Raw genomic sequence first — 18210 nt, forward strand, 5'->3', positions numbered from 1 at the left:
TCCTTTTCTAGTAAACTTTCTTTAGCTTCGCCTGTACCACGAGACGCTTGTTTTTAGGTGCCAGCACATGATCACAGGTCGATAATGTGAGAATCAAGTCATCTGTGGATACGTCTGTTTTCGTTTGATAGATGGACTTCTTACGCACAGCTTGCAAGTAGTGCGCATATTCACCAAGATCCTGAAAATCAGTCTGAATATAATCGAAATCGACTGTCGTCTCATACACAGCAAAAATCTCTGCTTCATAGCTTTGGTACAGCGTATCGTACTGAAATGTGCGATGATCTTGGAAGAAATCTTTTTTCAAATAGTTTGTGAGACCAGCAAACATAGACCCATCCCTCATCCGATGACCGTACACCACTGTATTGGGACTTTCATGCAAGACGTCATTACGATAATCCATAAAGATACTGCCTGCCCGTGTGTCATCCTTTACATAATTACGAGTTAAATAGAATGCATTATCGTTTGACTGAACAATTGGATACTGAATCATCGTGTCCTTCATATCAATCCAACCGACAATGTCTTCATTCACCTTTCGCAAATCATCAAATGACTGACGAATTTCTCCAGGTTTTCGCTGTTTCATTCCATCCTCGTGTGTGTAAAGTGTCTGAGCCTTTGCAAGCACCTGACGATTTTGATAATAGCCAAAGAGCTCCAAGCCAATGGCAGTACCGCTATATAGGAAAACACCTAAACAGACGATCGTCAGCATTCGCTGCCCGATCCTTTTCCCTCGTTTCACACTGTCTCACCTGCTTTTTGCACAACTTATATGCCTACAGGCACGATATACATCCCTGTTTCTGCATCCTGCTTAATTGTGACGGACACATGATAAATGTGCCGCACCATTTCTTCGGTTAACACATCATTGGGCCGCCCTTCGCGGATAATTTGTCCATCTTTCATGGCGATGATGACATCACTATAGCGAATCGCCTGATTCATATCGTGCAGGACCATCACGATGGTTAATCCATGCTCGACATTGAGCTCTCGAATGAGCTCAAGAATGTCAAATTGATAATACATATCCAAATAAGTCGTCGGTTCATCTAAGAAAAGCATCGGTGTTTTTTGCGCTAAAGCCATCGCAATCCATACACGCTGCCGTTCTCCACCTGACAATGAGGCAAGAGGCATCTTTCGCTTATCCGTCAGCTTGGTACAGGACAGCGCCCACTCGATTGCTTTCTCATCTTCTTCCTTGTCACTGCCGCGCATCGTTTGGTACGGCGTTCTCCCAAATGCCACGACTCGTTCGATCGTTAAATCGAGCGGCGCTTCATTTTGCTGATGTACGACTGCCAGCTTTCTTGCGAGTTCCCTTGGCTTGAACGCATTCAGCTCTTGCCCATCTAAATGTATCTGTCCTTTATGTGGACAATGGTTATGTGCCATCAAAGAAAGTAACGTGGATTTGCCCGAGCCATTTGGACCGATAATGGTCGTGATTTTTCCTTTTTCGATGTGCGTGGTGACCGATTGAACAATGTCCCTCTGTCGATCATAGGAAAACGACACCTCACGAATGTCCATGCAGACGATCCCCCCTTCTTAATAAAAAGATCAGAAACGGTCCGCCAATGACAGCCATGATTGTAGAAGCAGGGATTTCATTTGGTGCCACAAGCGTTCTGCCGAGCGTATCAGCCGTCAAAATGAGCAAGGCCCCGCTTAACGCAGAAAATGGAATCAGTACCCGATGGTCCGAACCGACGAGCCTTCTAGAGATATGGGGAATGAGCAAACCGACAAAGGCAATCACGCCCGCTACCGCAGCAGTCACCGCTGCTAATAACACCGCCGTGATTGAAATCAAAAGGCGCATTCTGGTCACACGCAATCCTAAGTTTTTCGCCGTCTTATCCTGAAGGGCAAGCAAGTTACACCATCTGCTAAAGAAAAGCGCAACCACAAGCCCAATGAGGCCATAGACACCGATTAAACGGACATCTCCCCACGTTTTCATCGTCAGATTCGACTGTCCCGACTGATTAATGGTGATATTGAAATAGCTGCAAATGGTCACAAACGCTTCTGCCATCCCTGTAAACATGGCATTGATGGCGATCCCCACCAAAATCATTCGAATCGGGCTTAAGCCGCCTTTCCAAGACAACACGTATACGAGGAAGCAGGCAATTGCCCCGCCTAAAACTGAAAATAAAGGAGAGTAGAAATAAAATTGAGGAAGCGCTGTAATTGCCATTAAAGAAAAGAAGCTAGCTCCCGATGAAATACCAATAACACCGGCATCTGCTAATGGATTCCTCATCACAGACTGCAAGAGGACACCGGAGACAGATAAAGCCGCCCCTGTAAACATCGCAATGAGCATGCGGGGGATTCTTAAATCTTTAATGATTTCTACCTGTGCATGTTGACCGGTCATAAGCCCTTCCAATAATTCAATCGGTGTAACATGAATGCTCCCCGTAATGGCGGAATAAATAAATACGCCGGCTAGTAAGAGACTGACTATCAGAAATAAAATCCCTGTTTTTTTCATCTTGAACGTCCTTTTATCATTAAGATTCGCCGCTTATGACGGGTACAACATACGAGTTAATTCATCTAATGCCTCTGCTGCCTTTAAGTTGCCTGTTGTCCCGAATAAGCTTTCTTCGAGGTCGTACACCCGGTCTTGTTTGACCGCATTAAAATGTTTCCAAATATCATTTGTTTTAAATTCTTGATCAAACATTTTGACGACTTCATCCGGCATCCCATGTGCAGCTCGGAGAATGATATCTGGATTGGCTTTTTGTAAATACTCCGTATTGGATGCCAAATACTCCATTTTCTCACCTTTTACGATGTTCTTTCCTCCTGCAATACGCACAAGATCACCGATATAGGAATTCTCTGTTGCCACTAAATAACTGCCTGGTACACCAAGCAAAATGAGAACGGATGGCTTCGTCTTTCCCTTCGTTCTCTCTTGTATGTCTTTCTTTTTTTGTTCAAAATCATCCACAATGCGTTTCGCTTGTGTCTTTCTATCATATTTTTCTCCAAGCTTTGTGATGGCGTTCTCCATCTTGTCCAAGCTCTCAAGGTTGAGGTATGTCGCAGGGACAGAAGCTTGTTGAAAAGGCGTTTCTAAATCATATTGAAGGGTCGTGACAGACAGGACATCTGTCGGTTGAAGTGATTGGATGATTTCCATGTCCGGGCTCATTGGGTTACCGACTGCTGGGAGTCCTTTGTATCGAGCCGGCAAGGATTTTTGACTTGTTGGCACCCCGACAAGATCTACCTCTAGCGCATCCATGATCTCAGCAGCAGCTACAGTCGTTGCCACAATGCGGGCACTTGATGCTGCGCTTTTTTTGCCTTTCGCTGAGCTTTCAGCTGATTGTGAGCAGCCTGCTAAGAAGACGCACACACATAGAGCCGTGATCAGGGTACATAACATTCGATGCTTCAAAAAACGGAAGCCTCCTTTCGAAAAAAGGAAGTGGATGCGCCTAGATGAATGGCGCACCTCACTTAACATAGATTCTTTATCTTGTACGAGTTTGATACTTTCTGACGAGCACGAATAGTGACCCGCCGAATAAAAGAATGTACACCCAAAGAAGTGAAGTATCTCCTGTTTTCGGGTTCAGCTGACCTGTCTCAGACTTGGTTTGGTCATCTGATGGCGTAAAGGTCATCTGCTCTGCGCCCGTTTCCTCTGGTGCGAGATTCGCAAGCTGGTTTGGTTGAGAATCGTGATCATTCGGATTTTTCACAAAGCCGATGCTCTCATCGTCTCCGATCACCGTCGCAATTCCGCTTCCTTCACCACTTGCGATGCCTTTCGTATCATAGACAAGTTTGACATCGTACTGCTCATGATAATTGGCAGCTGGAATGTCAATTTTCACGCGTGCTGCCTGAGCACTACTCAAACTTTTTGCTTCATATTGAATCACTCGTGTATCTGCTTTTTGATCAGCCTTTGCAACTAGCGTCTCTTCAAATTTACCGCCGGTTCCTACTTGGAACGACGTGATGGCTGAGCTGTTCTTGACAGTGTATGAAACGAAATGGCGGCCATTTTTCACCACCAATGTCGCAGGGCTCACGACGTAATCGTTCATGCGAGAAAGCTCATCTTTGTCTGCTTTCTTCATTGAAAAAGGAAGCTTGTACACCCCGTCTTTTAGCTGAACTGTCTCTTGATTCGTTCCGCCGTTCGTTGTGTCTGGTGCTGGTTTATTTGGTTTTGGTGTTTCTGGTGTAGCCGGTGTTTCTTCCTCTATTTGACCGTCCTTCAGTGGAACGATACTTTTTGAATCAAATTGAAAACGAATATCGTACGTTTGATCATAGTGAGCTGCTGCTACTACAATGTGTACTTTTCCGTTAACTGCTTTTTTCAGATCAGACACTTCAAATGAAACCACTCTTGTGTTCTTTGCTTGATCTGTGCTCACGTTTTTCACTTCTTGATAAGAACCGTTTTTCTCTATTTTCAAAGAATCAACTGACGTATGATCCTTCACCGTAAAGGAAACGGTTTGCGTTCCATTTTTAACGGTTAACGATGCTGGATGTGAGAAGTATTGGCTCATCCGAGATGCCTCATCCTCATCGCCCTTCAGCACACTGTAGTTGATACGATACACACCATCTTTTAATTGGTTCTGCGTCGAATCAACTGGTGTTGTGCCGTTTTGATCATCTGGCTTTGTTTCGCTGTCGCCTGGCGTCGTGCCACTTTGATCATCCGGCTTTGTTTCGCTGTCACCTGGCGTCGTACCATTTTGATCATCTGGTGTTGTTTCGCTGTCGCCTGGCGTCGTACCGTTTTGATCATCTGGTGTTGTTTCACTATCGTCTGGCTTCGCAGGCGTGACAAGTGTGAGACTGCTCTCGTCGAAAGCGAGCTGTACGTCATACGCCTCATCATAAATAAAGCCGCCTAAGTCCCAGTAAATTTTGACCCAGCCATTTAATTTGGCTGATACATCGGCTACATCAAATTTGATCACACGCGTATTCGCTGTCTCATCTTCACTGACCGTTTCAGTGGTGACGAGAGAGCCATTTTGTTCGACCTTGAAATCTGTGATTTCTTTGCTTTGCTTCAGCGTAAGATAGGCAGTCGTCTTGCCATTTTCGATGATGAGCTTAGCTGGCTTTTCTGTATACGTATCCATCATGGATGCTTCAGTGCTGCCATTTTTTAAAATGGTGAATCCGGCCGTATATTCACCATCAACCAATGATGCCGCCTGAGCCGTTCCTTGAGGCAGCTGAAACGCAGTCAACAAACTGAATAAAACGAGCAGAATAGCTGTCTGTAGATGAAAAAGACGTTTCAAAAGATGACACTTCCTTCCGTTAATGCTTGATGATCCACTTTCTCGCTAAAAACCCGCCTGAACATAAGACAAGCACAAGGAGCCATCCCATCTGGCTTGTATCACCAGTTTGAGGATTTTCTTCTTGTTTTGTTTTGGTGGATGAATCAGTTGTTTTGGTTGTTTCTTTTGATGATTCTTGATGTTTTGCTGCACCTGCTGTTTCTTTTGAACTGTCAGAAGAAAGTGACTTGATGCTGCTTTCATCGAATTTCAGCTGGATGGTATAGTCGTGATCATAATCAGCCGATTTGACTGTGACATGGATTTTTGACTTGATTGGTTTAGACAAACTCTGTGCTTGGAATTGAACAAGCCTTGTATTGGCTTTCTTATTCGTTGATAGGACCGTCGTATCGACATAGCCACCATTTCCCGGCACTTTAAATTCCGTTACCCAGCTGCTGTTTTTAATGGTCATTTGCACAGTCAGCTTGCCATTTTTCACGATCACTTTTGCCGGCTTCAGCCAGTAATCATTTGCCATCGAAACGGCAGTTCCTTCGGCCTTCATCACAGTGTAATTGACGGAGTATGTACCATCATTTAATGAGGCAGCCTGTGCATTTGAAAAAGGCAGTATAAGTGCCAGCAACAATGCAGCCACAAAGGCTGGCATCCTGATCCATTTTTTCATCAGATGAATTTCCTCCCTTTTTATTGAACAGTTGCTGCATCAAACTTGACGCGAATATCGTAATTGCCTGTATATCCAATGACCGGTACAGTCACACTCACTTTAGCTGGTACAACATCTGTCAGGCTGTTGACATTGAACTCTACCGTTCTCTTATTAGCAGCTGTGTTTGTACTGATCACCTTTGCATCTTTGTAGACACCTTGATCCAATGTTTTAAAGCTTGTAATCCAAGAGCTGTTCGTTAACGTGACTTGCGCTTTGATTTTTCCATCCTTCACAACAAGCTTAGCTGGTTTTTCAAAATACGTATTTGCTGTTGACGTTGAATCACTGTCTGCTTTCCATACCACATATTGTGCTGAATATTGACCATCTGCTAAGCCTGCTGCTGAGGCAGAGCTAACCGGGGCTAGAGCAAACAATAGAACAAAGCTAAAGAATAATAAGACGTGTGATGCTGAACGAAGTGATTTCATATATATCCCCCTAATTGATATTGATAATTATTCTCAATAGATAATAAAAAAAATAACCTTTATCAGCGTATGAATCACACTCATAAATGATTATGATAATCATTATCAATTGAGTTTAAAAAATAAATCTTTGCTTTCGACAAGTCAAAGATGTCTGCTGCTACATGATGTAGTGATACACGGTTTAGGTAATCTGTCCCATTCATGATACCATGGCATAACCTCCCCATTCCATTACAGGGAAAAGAACCCTCTTCTCCTTGATATTATATGATGAATGAATTTATTGTCAACATCATTTTTCATACTATTGACTTAGATTTCTGGAAAATCACAAAAAAAAATCGATCAGGGGCACTGATCGAAATCGATTAAGAAGGGACATGTTCACCCTTTTCACTATTTTTTCGCTCTAAAGACCAAGCATACATTTCCCGTATGACTGGTTCAATTTTCTTTCCTTGTTCTGTTAGTTCATATTCAATCCGCACGGGAATGTCGGGATATACTTTTTTCTCAACAAGACCTTCAGCTTCTAAATCTTTCAGCCTTTCTGATAATAACCGTCCGCTGATGTTCATTTCATTTTCTAGCTGACAAAAACGTTTTGGCCCTGTCAAAAGCTGATTGATGATGAGAATCACCCACTTCTTCCCTAAAATCTCCATGGCATCTGTAATTGGGCAGCCATCTACTTGAGCCATACTTTACTCCCTCCTGCTTTTCTCTACTTTTTTTCATTATAACATAATTAATTACTTGAAATAAGTCACTAACTATTATATAGTTTAGTTACTAAAAGTAACAAGGTAATCATTTTTATCAATTTTCAATAAACCATTGAACATGCAGATGCATATAACATGAAGGAGATGACCGAGCTTTGAATACAATAGAGCAGGTAAGATTAGGTGTAACAGAATTACATGTGTCCAGCTTTGAGCGTTCTTTGCCTTTTTATACAGACATTTTAGGTTTTACTTTATTAGAACAGACGGATTCTACTGTCACGCTTGGCAGCAACGCAAAGGAACCAATCCTTGTGCTGAAAGAAGATGTGCAGCTGAAAGAGAAGCCGGATCATGAGCCAGGACTTTATCATTTTGCGGTTTTATTACCTACCAGAAAAAACCTGGGCACATGGCTGGCGCATGTGATCAAAAAAGGCTATCCTTTAATTGGAGCGAGCGATCACTTTTTCAGTGAAGCCATTTATTTAAGTGATCCAGATGGCATCGGCGTTGAGATTTATGCTGATCGTCCTCAGGACATATGGGTAGGTGAGCATGGAGAGCTGAAAGGTGGCGGAAATGCTCCGCTTGATGGAGATGGTCTCCTGCAAGAAGCCGCTGATTCCACCTGGGATGGACTCCCGGCTGGTACAGTCATGGGACACTTGCATTTCCATCTCAACCCAGAAGAAGCCGATTCCTTTTATGTGAACACGCTCGGTTTCCATATCCGAATGGCTCCCCCAGCCAGCTTATTCGTTGCTGGTGGCGTCTATCATCATCACCTTGCCTTTAATGCATGGGGACGCGGGAGAAAAGGAGCCATTGATCCACGTTTTTCAGGAATTAGAAGCTATACACTGGTTTTCCCAAAAGAAGACGATAGAACATCCGTCGTCGAACGTCTGACAAAAGCAGGCGCTCACATGAACACGACAGGAAAAAGCAACGAATTTATTGATCCATTTGGCGTTCTCGTTCGTTTACAGATTGAAGAAACAGACAAAAAAGAAGGTGTAGAATATGGACAAACACACAGAGGTTAAAACAGCCATTTTAAAAGATAAAATCAAACGAGTACAGCAAGAAGACGGATTTATATATATCACTGGACCTATTAAACTGCCAGTGAATTTAGACGGTAGAACGGTCATGTTTAACTGGTATTCATGGTTAAAAGACGATGGGAAAGAACCATTATCAGATGAAGCTTTAATCGAAAGCCTTTCCTCTCGTGAACTTGCAGATCACCAGCAATCAAGTGTCCTTGTTTACGGAGATTTCGAACATGCTGATGAAGCGCTGATCCGCATGCATTCCATCTGCCACACCGGCGATATTTTCGGAAGCAAACGCTGCGATTGCGGGTTCCAATTGAAACAGTCTATGCGAATGATTGAGGACAATGGAGCAGGCGCACTGTTTTATTTAGCCAACCATGAAGGACGCGGGATCGGTCTTTTCAGTAAAGCCATGGCCTACATCTTGCAAGAAAACGGCTACGATACAGTAGAAGCAAACGAAGCACTGGGCTTTGAAGATGATACACGTCAATATGAAGAAGCGATTGCTGTTCTTCAAACATTGCGTACAAAGCCAGTCAGACTTATTACCAATAATCCGAAAAAGACGGATGCTATCAGTCATGCAGGCCTTTCTCTTTCTGGACGGATTCCACTTTGGGGTGATGTCTCTGAGTTCAATGAGAAATACTTGCAGACAAAAATTAACCGCTCAGGTCATATGAAGGCGGATCAAGAGGTGCGTACGATTGCCACATCATGAGCGATATATGAAACTAGCCCTTGAAAATGCCGAAGCAATGAAAGGTCAGACATCTCCCAATCCGCTCGTCGGGGCTGTGATTGTGCGAGAAAATGAAATTGTTGGGGTCGGGGCGCATATGAAGGCCGGCGAACCACATGCAGAAATTCATGCACTTAAAATGGCTGGAGAGAAGGCAAAAGGTGCCACGATCTATGTGACACTAGAGCCTTGTTCCCACCATGGCCGCACAGGCCCATGCGCTGAAGCACTTGTGAAAGCTGGCGTAGAAAAAGTCGTCGTTGCTGCACTGGATCCGAACCCGCTTGTTGCCGGGCGTGGGATTGCCATTTTACAAGATGCAGGCATTCAAGTCATCACAGGCGTCATGGAGCAAGAATCCATTCTCATGAATGAAGTGTTCAACCACTTTATTACGAAAAAAACGCCTTTCGTGACACTCAAAGCAGGCATTACGTTAGACGGAAAAATTGCATCTGCTACGTCTGACAGCAAGTGGATTACATCAGAAACGTCCCGTTATGATGCACATCACATTCGCAGTATCAACGATGCGATCTTGGTCGGTGCGCAAACCGTCATTCACGACGATCCTTCATTAACAGCACGCATTCCAAACGGTCATCATCCAATTCGAATTGTCTTAGACTCTAAGCTGTCTATCCCGCTGACGGCAAAGGTGGTCACAGATCAAATGGCGCCAACATGGATCTTTACAACAAAACAAGCCGATGAAGAAAAACGAGCCGCTTTAGAAGCAGCTGGCGTCAGCGTCATCATGACGGATAGCGATATCCGAGTGCCCTTACAAGAAGTACTTCAAGTGCTTGGAGAAAGAAATATCTCCTCCCTAATGATTGAGGGCGGCGGGCAAGTCAATGCCTCATTTTTAGAACAGCAGCTTGTCGATAAACTCGTCATCTACATGGCGCCCAAGCTCATTGGCGGACGACTCTCTCCTTCTTTTTTCGGAGGCGAAGGCATACGCCTCATGAGTGATGCAATTGAACTCGATCAACTCTCTCTTGAACCACTCGGAAAAGATATAAAGATAACGGGTTATCCTGTTTATCAATAACATACTTTCATAAAATAAGGATGTCGAGATTTTCTCGACATCCTTATTGTTTCTCACAAGATTTATTTTCTACAGTCTCTCTAAAAATTCAATTCGATTTCCAAATGGATCATCTACATAAAACCTGATGGCTCCATCTAACGGCTGATCTTCCTTTATAAGAATGTGATGTTTCATCAATGTCTCTTTTACATTTGATAATTTTTTTACTTGAAAAGCTGGATGAGCTTTTTTCGCTGCTTGAAATTGATCTTCAATGCCAATGTGAAGCTGTTGATTGCCACACTGAAACCAAACACCACCACGTTTTGCTAGGTGAACAGGCTTAGGTATTTCCTCCATTCCTAGAATCTCTCCAAAAAACAAACGTGCTTTCTCTTCACTCCCCTTTGGGGCAGCTAACTGGACATGATCAATTCCAAGAAAATTTGACATCTTTGCTCTCTCCCTTTTCACATCATTTAAAAAACATTATGTGTGACGATCACGTCTGAAGAATATACCTAGATGTTACTCAAGCCCTATGATGTTGTCGATCCACAAATCATCTCCACGAAACGTGTCGTAAAATGTTTCATGTGAAACATCTGTGATCTAATATTGATCAATTTCCCTCTATCAGCCTGCCAAAGCTTTCGGGTGAAAGTCCCGGTGAAATGCGCAGGCGATGTAAGGACATCATGCCTTGTTCTTTCTTCGCATGTCCTGGTTCAGTGGTTACAGCCATTTCATATCCTGCTTCCTTCGCCAGCTTCAGCGTGTCTTCGTTATAGCGACCGACCGGATAGCTGACCATGATCGTTTGTTGAGAAAACCGCTGGTCAAAGAATACCTTCGATCCTTTTAATTCTTCTTCCTGCTGCTTCTGTGTTAAACGATTGAGTTCTAAATGATGAATGGTGTGACTCTCTATTGAAATACCATGCGCCACCATATCATCCATTTGGGCATCGGTTAAATGATGCGGACGGCCGATGGACTGCTCGATCATAAAAATCGTGGCTTTCATTCCATATTCCTTTAAAATCGGAAATGCCTTTGTGTAGTTATCCGTATATCCATCGTCAAATGTGATAAGAACATACTTTTCACTTGGTGTCGAATTGGTCGCGAGAACTTGATATGCCTCTTTCGGCGACAGCGTGACATAGCCGTTGTCTTTCAGCCATTTCATATGAGCTGCAAATTCGCTCTTTGGCACACGTAACGAATTACCGCTAGAGATACTGTGATACATCAAGATTGGAAGCGCAACGGGTTCCTTTTGCTGAATCCAGTTTTGTTTGTCTATCTCTGCCGCTTCAATTTGCTGCGTTTCTGTTGTTTCTTTCGTTTGTCCTTGACCCTTTACCTCTTTGATGGCTTGCTGGTTTCCTTCTGTTTGCTGTTTCGTACCCATACAGCCCGAAATGAGCAGCATGACTAAACCAACTGCAAGCCACATACATGTTTTTTTCATTCACCAATCCTGCTTTCTCTTTATCTACCGAATGATTATAACAGAAATTGGTTAATAACTGATATCTATTTTGACAGGGTATTCATTTTTTTACACATTTCGATCATTTCAATGGCAAGCAGATGGATGGTCTCTGTTGTGAGCATTTGGTCTTCTGCATGTATGAGCAGTAAAGAAAAGGGAAGCTGTTCCCCTGCCGCCTCTTTTTGTATCAGTGACAAGTGCAGGTCATGGATGCTTCGAAACGCTTCCTCCCCTTTTTCAATCAACTGCTGCGCTGCTTCAAAGTCATCCGCTCTTGCTAGACGAATGGCTTCTACATAATGGCTTCGTGCCTCACCTGCATGGGCAATGATTTGAAAGGCTGCTCCCTGCATTTCCTCTAATACCGTCATCTGCTTCTCCTCCGATTGCTCAAGATTCATTTGCTAGTTTCAGTGCATGTTCTAGAATTTTTTCTCCATTCGCTGTTCCATATAATCTTACATTTACCACATCGACAGGTATATGATAAGGTGCCGCTGTTTTTTCTGCTGCCTTTCTCATAAAGCTAACTTGCGGTCCTAGCAAAATGACCTTTACATCGTCCCCATGCTCTTCTAGTTCATCCGCAATGGCCCCTTCAGGTATCGCATAAATTTCATAATCCAGCCCTTTTCCTTCTGCGGCTGCCTTCATTTTAGATACCACAATCGACGTTGACATTCCTGCTGCACAAGCGAGAATGATTCGCTTCATATCCCATCACTCCTATTGATAAATAAAATCTGGTTCATCCCTTAATTTCCTCGTTTGGATTAATGTCTTGTACCAGTATCCTGACGCTTTCATCTGACGATTCCGTTCATTCTCCAGCTGGATCTCTACTAATCCGTAGCGATTCTTGAATGCATTCATCGGTGAGACATTATCCGTAAAAGCCCACAGCATATATCCCTTGCAGTTTGAACCTTCTTTTTTCGCTTGAAGGGCTTTTTTTAAATGCTGACTGATAAATGAAATTCGGTACTGATCATCAATGATGCCGTCTTCGTTTTTAAACCGTTCTTCCTGCTCGACCCCCATACCGTTTTCAGCCACAAACCACTCGATATTCCCGTATTCCTCTTTTATTCTCATACCCATATCATAGACAATATTCGGATAGATTTCCCAACCTCTGAATGGATTCATTTTTCTCCCTGGGAGCTCAAATAGATCGTAATAATAAGATGGATGAAACGGTGTATTTTCGTTCCAAGCCTTGCTAGGTGCCTTAACGCGATGCGGATAGTATAAATTAAGACCGACCACATCGACTGTATGATCTTTAATGATCTGAAGCTCTTCTTCCGTTGCATCGAAAAGAATGTCATGCTTTTTCAATACATCAAGCAGTTCTTCTGGATACTCGCCTTTAATGGAGGGATCTAAGAACACTCGATTAAAAAACAAATCATACATGCGGGCAGCTTCTTGATCATGCGACGCAGTCGATCTCGCATACGTCACTTCTGGATTGAGAATGACCCCGATTTTTGCACCGGCTGATTCCTTCAAGCCCATTTCCTGAAACAGCTTCACCACTTTTGCTGTCGCCAAGGCTTTATGATAGTTCCACTGCATCCACTTCTTCGTATTTTGCTCGAAAGGATAACGAATAGCATCTAGATACACACGAGTCTGAACAACAATTGGTTCATTAAAGGTAAACCAATGTTTGACCCGGTCTCCATAGCGTTCAAACACTTTTTCTGCATAAAGAACAAACAGCTCGACAACATGTTTAGATGACCAGCCGCCGTACTTTTCAAGTAAAACGGCAGGAAGCTCATAATGCTCTAAGCAAAACATCGGCTCTACACCTGCTTCAAGTAATTCATTGATGAAATCATCAATATAACGAGCATAGGCCTCATCTACAATTCCATTCTCGTAATCTATGAGAAACCTCGACCAATTGATCGATGTCCGGTAATGAGATAACCCAATTTCCTTCATAAGGGCTACATCTTCAGGATAGCGCTCGTAAAAATTCGTTGCTCCCGCTGGTCCGTATCCTTCATGCCATACGTGATACCCCTCCTTATACCAAAGGTCTATATACGAATCCTGATGCGGTTTCTTCCCTTTCCAACCCTCTGTCTGCCAAGCAGAAGCCGCAGCACCTAGAATAAAGTCATTGGGTATGTCGATTTTGTTCATGTTGCCACCTGACCTTTCTTCGTGTGAATTTGAAGTCCTTCCCACATCCCTTGTAAATACATAGCTCCAAGTGCCCGGTCGTATAATCCATAGCCAGGTCTGCCCGTCTCACCAAAGATCATTCGTCCATGATCTGGCCGGACATAGCCAGCAAATCCTTCCTTAAACAATGCGTTCACAATCGCTCCCATATCGAGGCTGCCTGCTGACGACAGGTGTGCCGACTCTTCAAAATCACCGTTTTCATACAAATTGACATTGCGTAAATGAGCAAAGTGTATACGCCCCTTTTTGGCATACTTTCTCGCAAGTGAAGGAACATCATTTTTCGCATTACAGCCTAGGGAACCGGAACAAAAGGTCAGTCCATGCTGTGAGCGTTCATCGAGCTGAAGGATACGATCTATTTGTTCTTCACAACTGACAATGCGGGGCAGACCAAATATGTTCCCAGGAGGGTCATCTGGATGCAGTGCCATGTTCATGTTCTCTTCCGCTGCAACTGGAAGGATATTTCCCAAGAAATAGTCTAGGTTCTCAAACAACCCTTCCGCACCCAATGCCCTGTATGCAGCCATCAACTTTCTCATTTCTTCCTGCGTATAAGACGTATCCCACCCTGGCAAGGAAAGTTGATCTTTTTCTATATCCATCTGTTCAAGCTGATGCTGAAAATAAACAAGGGTCGTCGATTGATCAGCTAGTGGGAAATCGAGCTGTGTTCGTGTCCAATCAAGGACTGGCATGAAGTTATAACAAATGACCTTCACACCATGCCTTGTTAATCTCCGGATATTTTCTTGATAATGCTCGATATAAGCATCCCGGCTAGGCTTTCCCAGCTTAATATCTTCATGGACCGGGAGACTTTCTACGACTTCAAAAGCAAGATCGTGACGTTCGATTTCCGCTTTTAAATGAGCAATACTTTCCTCCGGCCACAGATCACCAGCCGGCACATCATAGACTGCACTGACAATCCCTTTCATGCCGGGAATTTGCCGAATATATGAAAGGGAGACAGGATCTTCTTTGCCATACCATCTAAATTGCATGTTCATTCATGAGCCCTCCTTCTATTCTGAATCAGGTGCTGCTTCTGGCTTCCGGTTGGATAAGAGAACAAAAGGTAAATAGATGAAAACAGCGACAACAATACAGATAAGCTGTGTGATGACAGCCCCCATACTGCCAGCGGTAGACAGCCAAGCATTCACAATCGGAGGTGTCGTCCACGGCACCATCACCACCGCTTTCCCCGCAAAACCTGTAGCGGTTGCGATATAACCAATCGTACCTGTCACGAGTGGTGTAACGATAAACGGAATTGCCATCACAGGGTTCAACATGACAGGTAATCCGAAAATAACTGGTTCATTGATGTTAAACAGTCCAGGTCCTGATGAAAGCTTGGCAATGCTCCGCATCTCTTCTCTTCTTCCTGCTATAAAAATGGCGATCAACAGACCAATCGTCACACCCGAACCACCAATGCTCATATACACATCCCAAAATGGCATCGTGATAATATTTGGAATCTCTTTGCCCTCTTGAAATGCTGTCATATTCACTGCAATTGATCCTAATAACAGCGGCTCGCGAATCGGTTTAATCATTTGGTTGCCATGAATACCGATCACCCAGAAAAATTGAGCCACAAACATTAACGTTAAAATACCAGGCAGTCCCTGCACAACACTTTCAAGCGGACGCTGCACGACGTTATACACCGCTTCATGCAAATAAATGCCTGTCACACGATGAAACGCAAACCCGAATGAACTAATGATTGTAATCGTAATAATTGATGGGAAAAGTGAAGAAAAAGACGTCGCCACATTTGATGGAACAGAATCTGGCATCTTAATTTGCAGCCACTTCACCTCGGTAAGCTTACAAAAGATCTCTACAGAGACGATGGCAATGATCATACCCAAAAATAAGCTTTTTGGATCGGAGAATTGCCTCGCCAACACATCGACAACCTCACGCATCGATCCATCGACTTCAAGAAGAAGTGTCGTCGGAATAACGGATATAAATGAAATCAATGCCATTAATCCTGGGAATAATGATTTATGTCCATTGATTTTCCCAAGCTCAATCCCGATGAGGAACACAGCCCCGATCGTTAAAAAGTTCAGCGTGGCATAATTGATTGCCTTCATAATTGGCTGAAGCTCTGCTAAAAACCTGAATATCTCAAAATGGGCAAGCCCCGTTTCAGGGCTCATGATCATATTTGCGACCAGTACAGCAAATGCCCCCGTAATGATGATTGGCATTAATGTGACAAATGCTTGCTTAATCGCCATAATATATTTCTGATTTGTAATACGATAAGCGACATGTCCCATGACGTCGGCCGCTCTCTCTTTAAAGCTCATGATCCGTCTCCCCCTTTACAAAAACTCGTGATCATCCTCCTTTTTGATGTTATTTTAAAAGCGCTTTCATTAACATCTAATCTTTTTCCTCACAGATGCGGAAATGGGTGTCCTTTTTTTTTATCTGGCTGTTCCAACACGTGCAGCGCCACCGTCAGTTCTTCAAATGAAGCAGCTTTGATGATTTGCTCCACCACTTCCTTCTGCTCTGTCAAACGCACAAGAAATTGATAAAGTGACTGCAATTCTTTCTGATACGTCTTCTGTATACTTAACAAACAGACGACCTGTACCCGATCGTCGCCCCACAACACTGGTTTTCTCAACGTACAGATCGCACAAAACGTATCATCTGTTGCCGGTTTGATTGGGTGAGGGATTGCGACCAAATGACCGAACGACGTAGGTGACACTTCCTCTCTTTCCAGTAATAGCTGTTCAAAATCATCCGGGATTCGGTTTTGTTCTTGCAATACATTCACGAAAAATTGAAGAACCTCTTCCCTTGTTTGTAGATCTTGCTGAAAAAAAGTCATCTTCGGACTGAGATATCGCAAGACCCCCATTTCTTGTGACCCCTGTACAAATCGTTTCAGCCTCAACATATCGTCTTCACTGAGGATCGTATGTACATCAATCACTGGCACAGGTAGTGTGTTCTGAAGCGGGATGGTACTAATGATCAAATCGATACTTCTCAAGTCATACGACAAAAGGTCACTGACACTTGCAGTACCAGCAATCTCTAGCCTTTCGCTAAAGGCGGCCTTCAGCTTATGGAGAAGAAGCTGACTGCTCGCGACACCCGTTGCGCACACAATCAAGCATTTTTTTCTCACAGTCTGAGTTTTTGTCCGCTCTATGGCAGCACCAATATGCAGCGCCAAATATCCGATTTCATCTTCATGAATCTCTACATTCTCTTTTTCCTTCAGCCATCTTCCCATATAGACACCTGCTTCAAAAGCAATCGGATAATGCCTTTTTATGTCTGATAAATAGGGGTTACGGATGTTCATATCATATCGGAACCGATGAATCGCTGATCTCAGGTGAAGACTTAGTCCCACAATCAATTCCTTGTCTGTCTGAATATCAAGTGACATGTGCTCTTCGACATAACCAAGTAATTGATGAGTTAAACGGAAATGCTCTTCATCAAGCATGTGAAATAGCGTGTGTCCCGTTTCTCCATACGCCATCATTTTTGCCCCCATTAAATGAATCGCAATATAGGCCATTTCAGATAATGGAAAATCTATACCGAGTACGTGACGCATATCTTCTGCCATTTGCCTCGCCACTTGAAAAGCGGGCTGTGTTTGAATGTCTTTGAGTTCTCCTTCCGGCATCATCACCAATTTTTTCTCTTCAATTCGTTTGCACGCAATGGCGATATGTGTCACTAAGTTGCTTAAACCGATCTCTGAGACATGAAGGCCGCTTGCCTTTGTACGTGAACGCACCATATCTTGAATCAATTGATACGTTTCTTCAGGTAAAAGGGCAGGGTTCGGATGCTCTTGCTGAAACACATGCTCAGCTAGACAATACCTTAATTTCATTTCATCTCCACTCAGCCTCAGTCCATATTTAGGTCGGTGTGCAACAGAAAGTCCATGTAAAGAAAATAGATGCTTGACTGCTTTCAGGTCATTTTTCACAGTAGATTCACTCACAAATAATTCCTCGGCCAATTCATCTAATTTCATATAGTCTTCGGACAATAAAAGCCTTCTCAATAAATAAGAGATACGATCCTCCGGCTGATTTGGAATAACTTGATTCTTTTTTTCATTTCTTTCTCTCATTGAGTTTTTCAAAAAAGTACGAAATGCTCCATAATCTTCGACAGTCAATGTATACCCTGCTCCACGTTTCATATGAAGTGTTGCCCCATGTACTTCTAATATTGATTTAAGCGCTTTCATATCTGTTCGAACTGTTCGTGATGTGACGCCTATCAGGCGTGCAATTTCTTCACCTGTCAGCTCCTGCTCTGCCTGCATTAACCGCCTCAACAGCTCCTCCTGACGTAGAGATAACATAGACTCCCCTCCCTTGGTCAATTACTTTTGCCTATCATCATAAACGAAAA

19 protein-coding genes are annotated in these 18210 nt (G+C 43.4%); 3 read left to right on the top strand and 16 right to left on the bottom strand.

The genetic code is table 11. The features are described from left to right. Positions 1-7: 7 nt before the first annotated feature. From srtB to MHB38_RS18450, 8 genes are all read right to left on the bottom strand, one after another. Positions 8-757 carry a class B sortase gene (srtB, locus tag MHB38_RS18415; protein WP_017358682.1) on the bottom strand — a complete coding sequence of 250 codons (750 nt, stop codon included), beginning with the start codon at positions 755-757 and terminating at the stop codon, positions 8-10. A gap of 26 nt (positions 758-783) precedes the next feature. Next, positions 784-1554, bottom strand: a complete 771-nt coding sequence (locus tag MHB38_RS18420) for an ABC transporter ATP-binding protein (protein WP_341004148.1) — start codon at positions 1552-1554, stop codon at positions 784-786. After that, positions 1541-2527, bottom strand: a complete 987-nt coding sequence (locus tag MHB38_RS18425) for a FecCD family ABC transporter permease (protein ID WP_017368325.1) — start codon at positions 2525-2527, stop codon at positions 1541-1543. Before MHB38_RS18425 ends, MHB38_RS18420 begins: the two co-directional genes overlap by 14 nt. A 33-nt stretch (positions 2528-2560) precedes the next feature. Beyond that, positions 2561-3448, bottom strand: a complete 888-nt coding sequence (gene isdE, locus MHB38_RS18430) for a heme ABC transporter substrate-binding protein IsdE (RefSeq protein WP_113746841.1) — start codon at positions 3446-3448, stop codon at positions 2561-2563. A 76-nt stretch (positions 3449-3524) separates the two neighbouring features. Continuing rightward, positions 3525-5333 (bottom strand): NEAT domain-containing protein, encoded by a 1809-nt coding sequence (locus MHB38_RS18435; protein WP_217816020.1) that lies wholly within the window; start codon positions 5331-5333, stop codon positions 3525-3527. A gap of 19 nt (positions 5334-5352) precedes the next feature. Beyond that, entirely contained in the window at positions 5353-6009 is a 657-nt protein-coding gene (isdC, locus tag MHB38_RS18440) for a heme uptake protein IsdC (protein ID WP_035702537.1), read from the bottom strand. Positions 6010-6029: 20 nt separating this feature from the next. Beyond that, on the bottom strand, positions 6030-6488 hold the full coding sequence (locus MHB38_RS18445; RefSeq protein ID WP_007497924.1) for an NEAT domain-containing protein: 459 nt from the start codon (positions 6486-6488) through the stop codon (positions 6030-6032). Positions 6489-6859: 371 nt separating this feature from the next. Then, positions 6860-7192 (bottom strand): winged helix-turn-helix transcriptional regulator, encoded by a 333-nt coding sequence (locus MHB38_RS18450; protein ID WP_007497926.1) that lies wholly within the window; start codon positions 7190-7192, stop codon positions 6860-6862. Positions 7193-7371: 179 nt separating this feature from the next. Between MHB38_RS18450 and MHB38_RS18455 the strand changes: the two genes are divergently transcribed. Genes MHB38_RS18455 through ribD form a run of 3 tightly spaced genes read left to right on the top strand, consistent with a single transcriptional unit; the run spans position 7372 to position 10082 of the window. Further along, a complete protein-coding gene (locus tag MHB38_RS18455) occupies positions 7372-8265 on the top strand; it encodes a VOC family protein (RefSeq protein WP_108611101.1) in 894 nt (297 codons plus the stop codon). Then, positions 8243-9004 (top strand): GTP cyclohydrolase II, encoded by a 762-nt coding sequence (locus MHB38_RS18460; RefSeq protein ID WP_008345606.1) that lies wholly within the window; start codon positions 8243-8245, stop codon positions 9002-9004. The genes MHB38_RS18455 and MHB38_RS18460 overlap by 23 nt, the downstream gene beginning before the upstream one ends. Beyond that, positions 8991-10082: a bifunctional diaminohydroxyphosphoribosylaminopyrimidine deaminase/5-amino-6-(5-phosphoribosylamino)uracil reductase RibD gene (gene ribD / locus MHB38_RS18465; RefSeq protein WP_046526789.1), complete on the top strand. Its 1092-nt coding sequence runs from the start codon at positions 8991-8993 to the stop codon at positions 10080-10082. The genes MHB38_RS18460 and ribD overlap by 14 nt, the downstream gene beginning before the upstream one ends. Positions 10083-10151: 69 nt before the next feature. Here ribD and MHB38_RS18470 read toward each other — a convergent pair whose 3' ends face one another. The 8 genes from MHB38_RS18470 to MHB38_RS18505 form a co-directional block, all read right to left on the bottom strand. Then, a complete protein-coding gene (locus tag MHB38_RS18470; protein WP_008345610.1) occupies positions 10152-10517 on the bottom strand; it encodes a VOC family protein in 366 nt (121 codons plus the stop codon). Positions 10518-10686: 169 nt separating this feature from the next. After that, positions 10687-11541 carry a polysaccharide deacetylase family protein gene (locus MHB38_RS18475; RefSeq protein ID WP_008345612.1) on the bottom strand — a complete coding sequence of 285 codons (855 nt, stop codon included), beginning with the start codon at positions 11539-11541 and terminating at the stop codon, positions 10687-10689. Positions 11542-11606: 65 nt separating this feature from the next. Beyond that, the gene (locus tag MHB38_RS18480; RefSeq protein ID WP_008345614.1) at positions 11607-11936 is read right to left on the bottom strand and encodes a PTS lactose/cellobiose transporter subunit IIA; all 330 of its coding nucleotides are present in this window, start codon (positions 11934-11936) and stop codon (positions 11607-11609) included. Positions 11937-11955: 19 nt separating this feature from the next. Continuing rightward, entirely contained in the window at positions 11956-12279 is a 324-nt protein-coding gene (locus tag MHB38_RS18485) for a PTS sugar transporter subunit IIB (RefSeq protein ID WP_008345616.1), read from the bottom strand. A gap of 12 nt (positions 12280-12291) precedes the next feature. Next, complete coding sequence (locus tag MHB38_RS18490; RefSeq protein WP_081114262.1) at positions 12292-13725, bottom strand: glycoside hydrolase family 1 protein; 1434 nt, start codon at positions 13723-13725, stop codon at positions 12292-12294. Next, the gene (locus MHB38_RS18495; RefSeq protein WP_108611102.1) at positions 13722-14786 is read right to left on the bottom strand and encodes a mannonate dehydratase; all 1065 of its coding nucleotides are present in this window, start codon (positions 14784-14786) and stop codon (positions 13722-13724) included. The genes MHB38_RS18490 and MHB38_RS18495 overlap by 4 nt, the downstream gene beginning before the upstream one ends. A 15-nt stretch (positions 14787-14801) precedes the next feature. After that, on the bottom strand, positions 14802-16112 hold the full coding sequence (locus MHB38_RS18500; protein WP_024719533.1) for a PTS sugar transporter subunit IIC: 1311 nt from the start codon (positions 16110-16112) through the stop codon (positions 14802-14804). An 89-nt stretch (positions 16113-16201) separates the two neighbouring features. Beyond that, on the bottom strand, positions 16202-18160 hold the full coding sequence (locus MHB38_RS18505; RefSeq protein ID WP_341004160.1) for a BglG family transcription antiterminator: 1959 nt from the start codon (positions 18158-18160) through the stop codon (positions 16202-16204). Positions 18161-18210 lie beyond the last annotated feature (50 nt).

This window comes from Bacillus sp. FSL K6-3176, assembly GCF_038003325.1.
In the GTDB taxonomy this organism is placed as follows: Bacteria; Bacillota; Bacilli; order Bacillales; family Bacillaceae; genus Bacillus; species Bacillus altitudinis.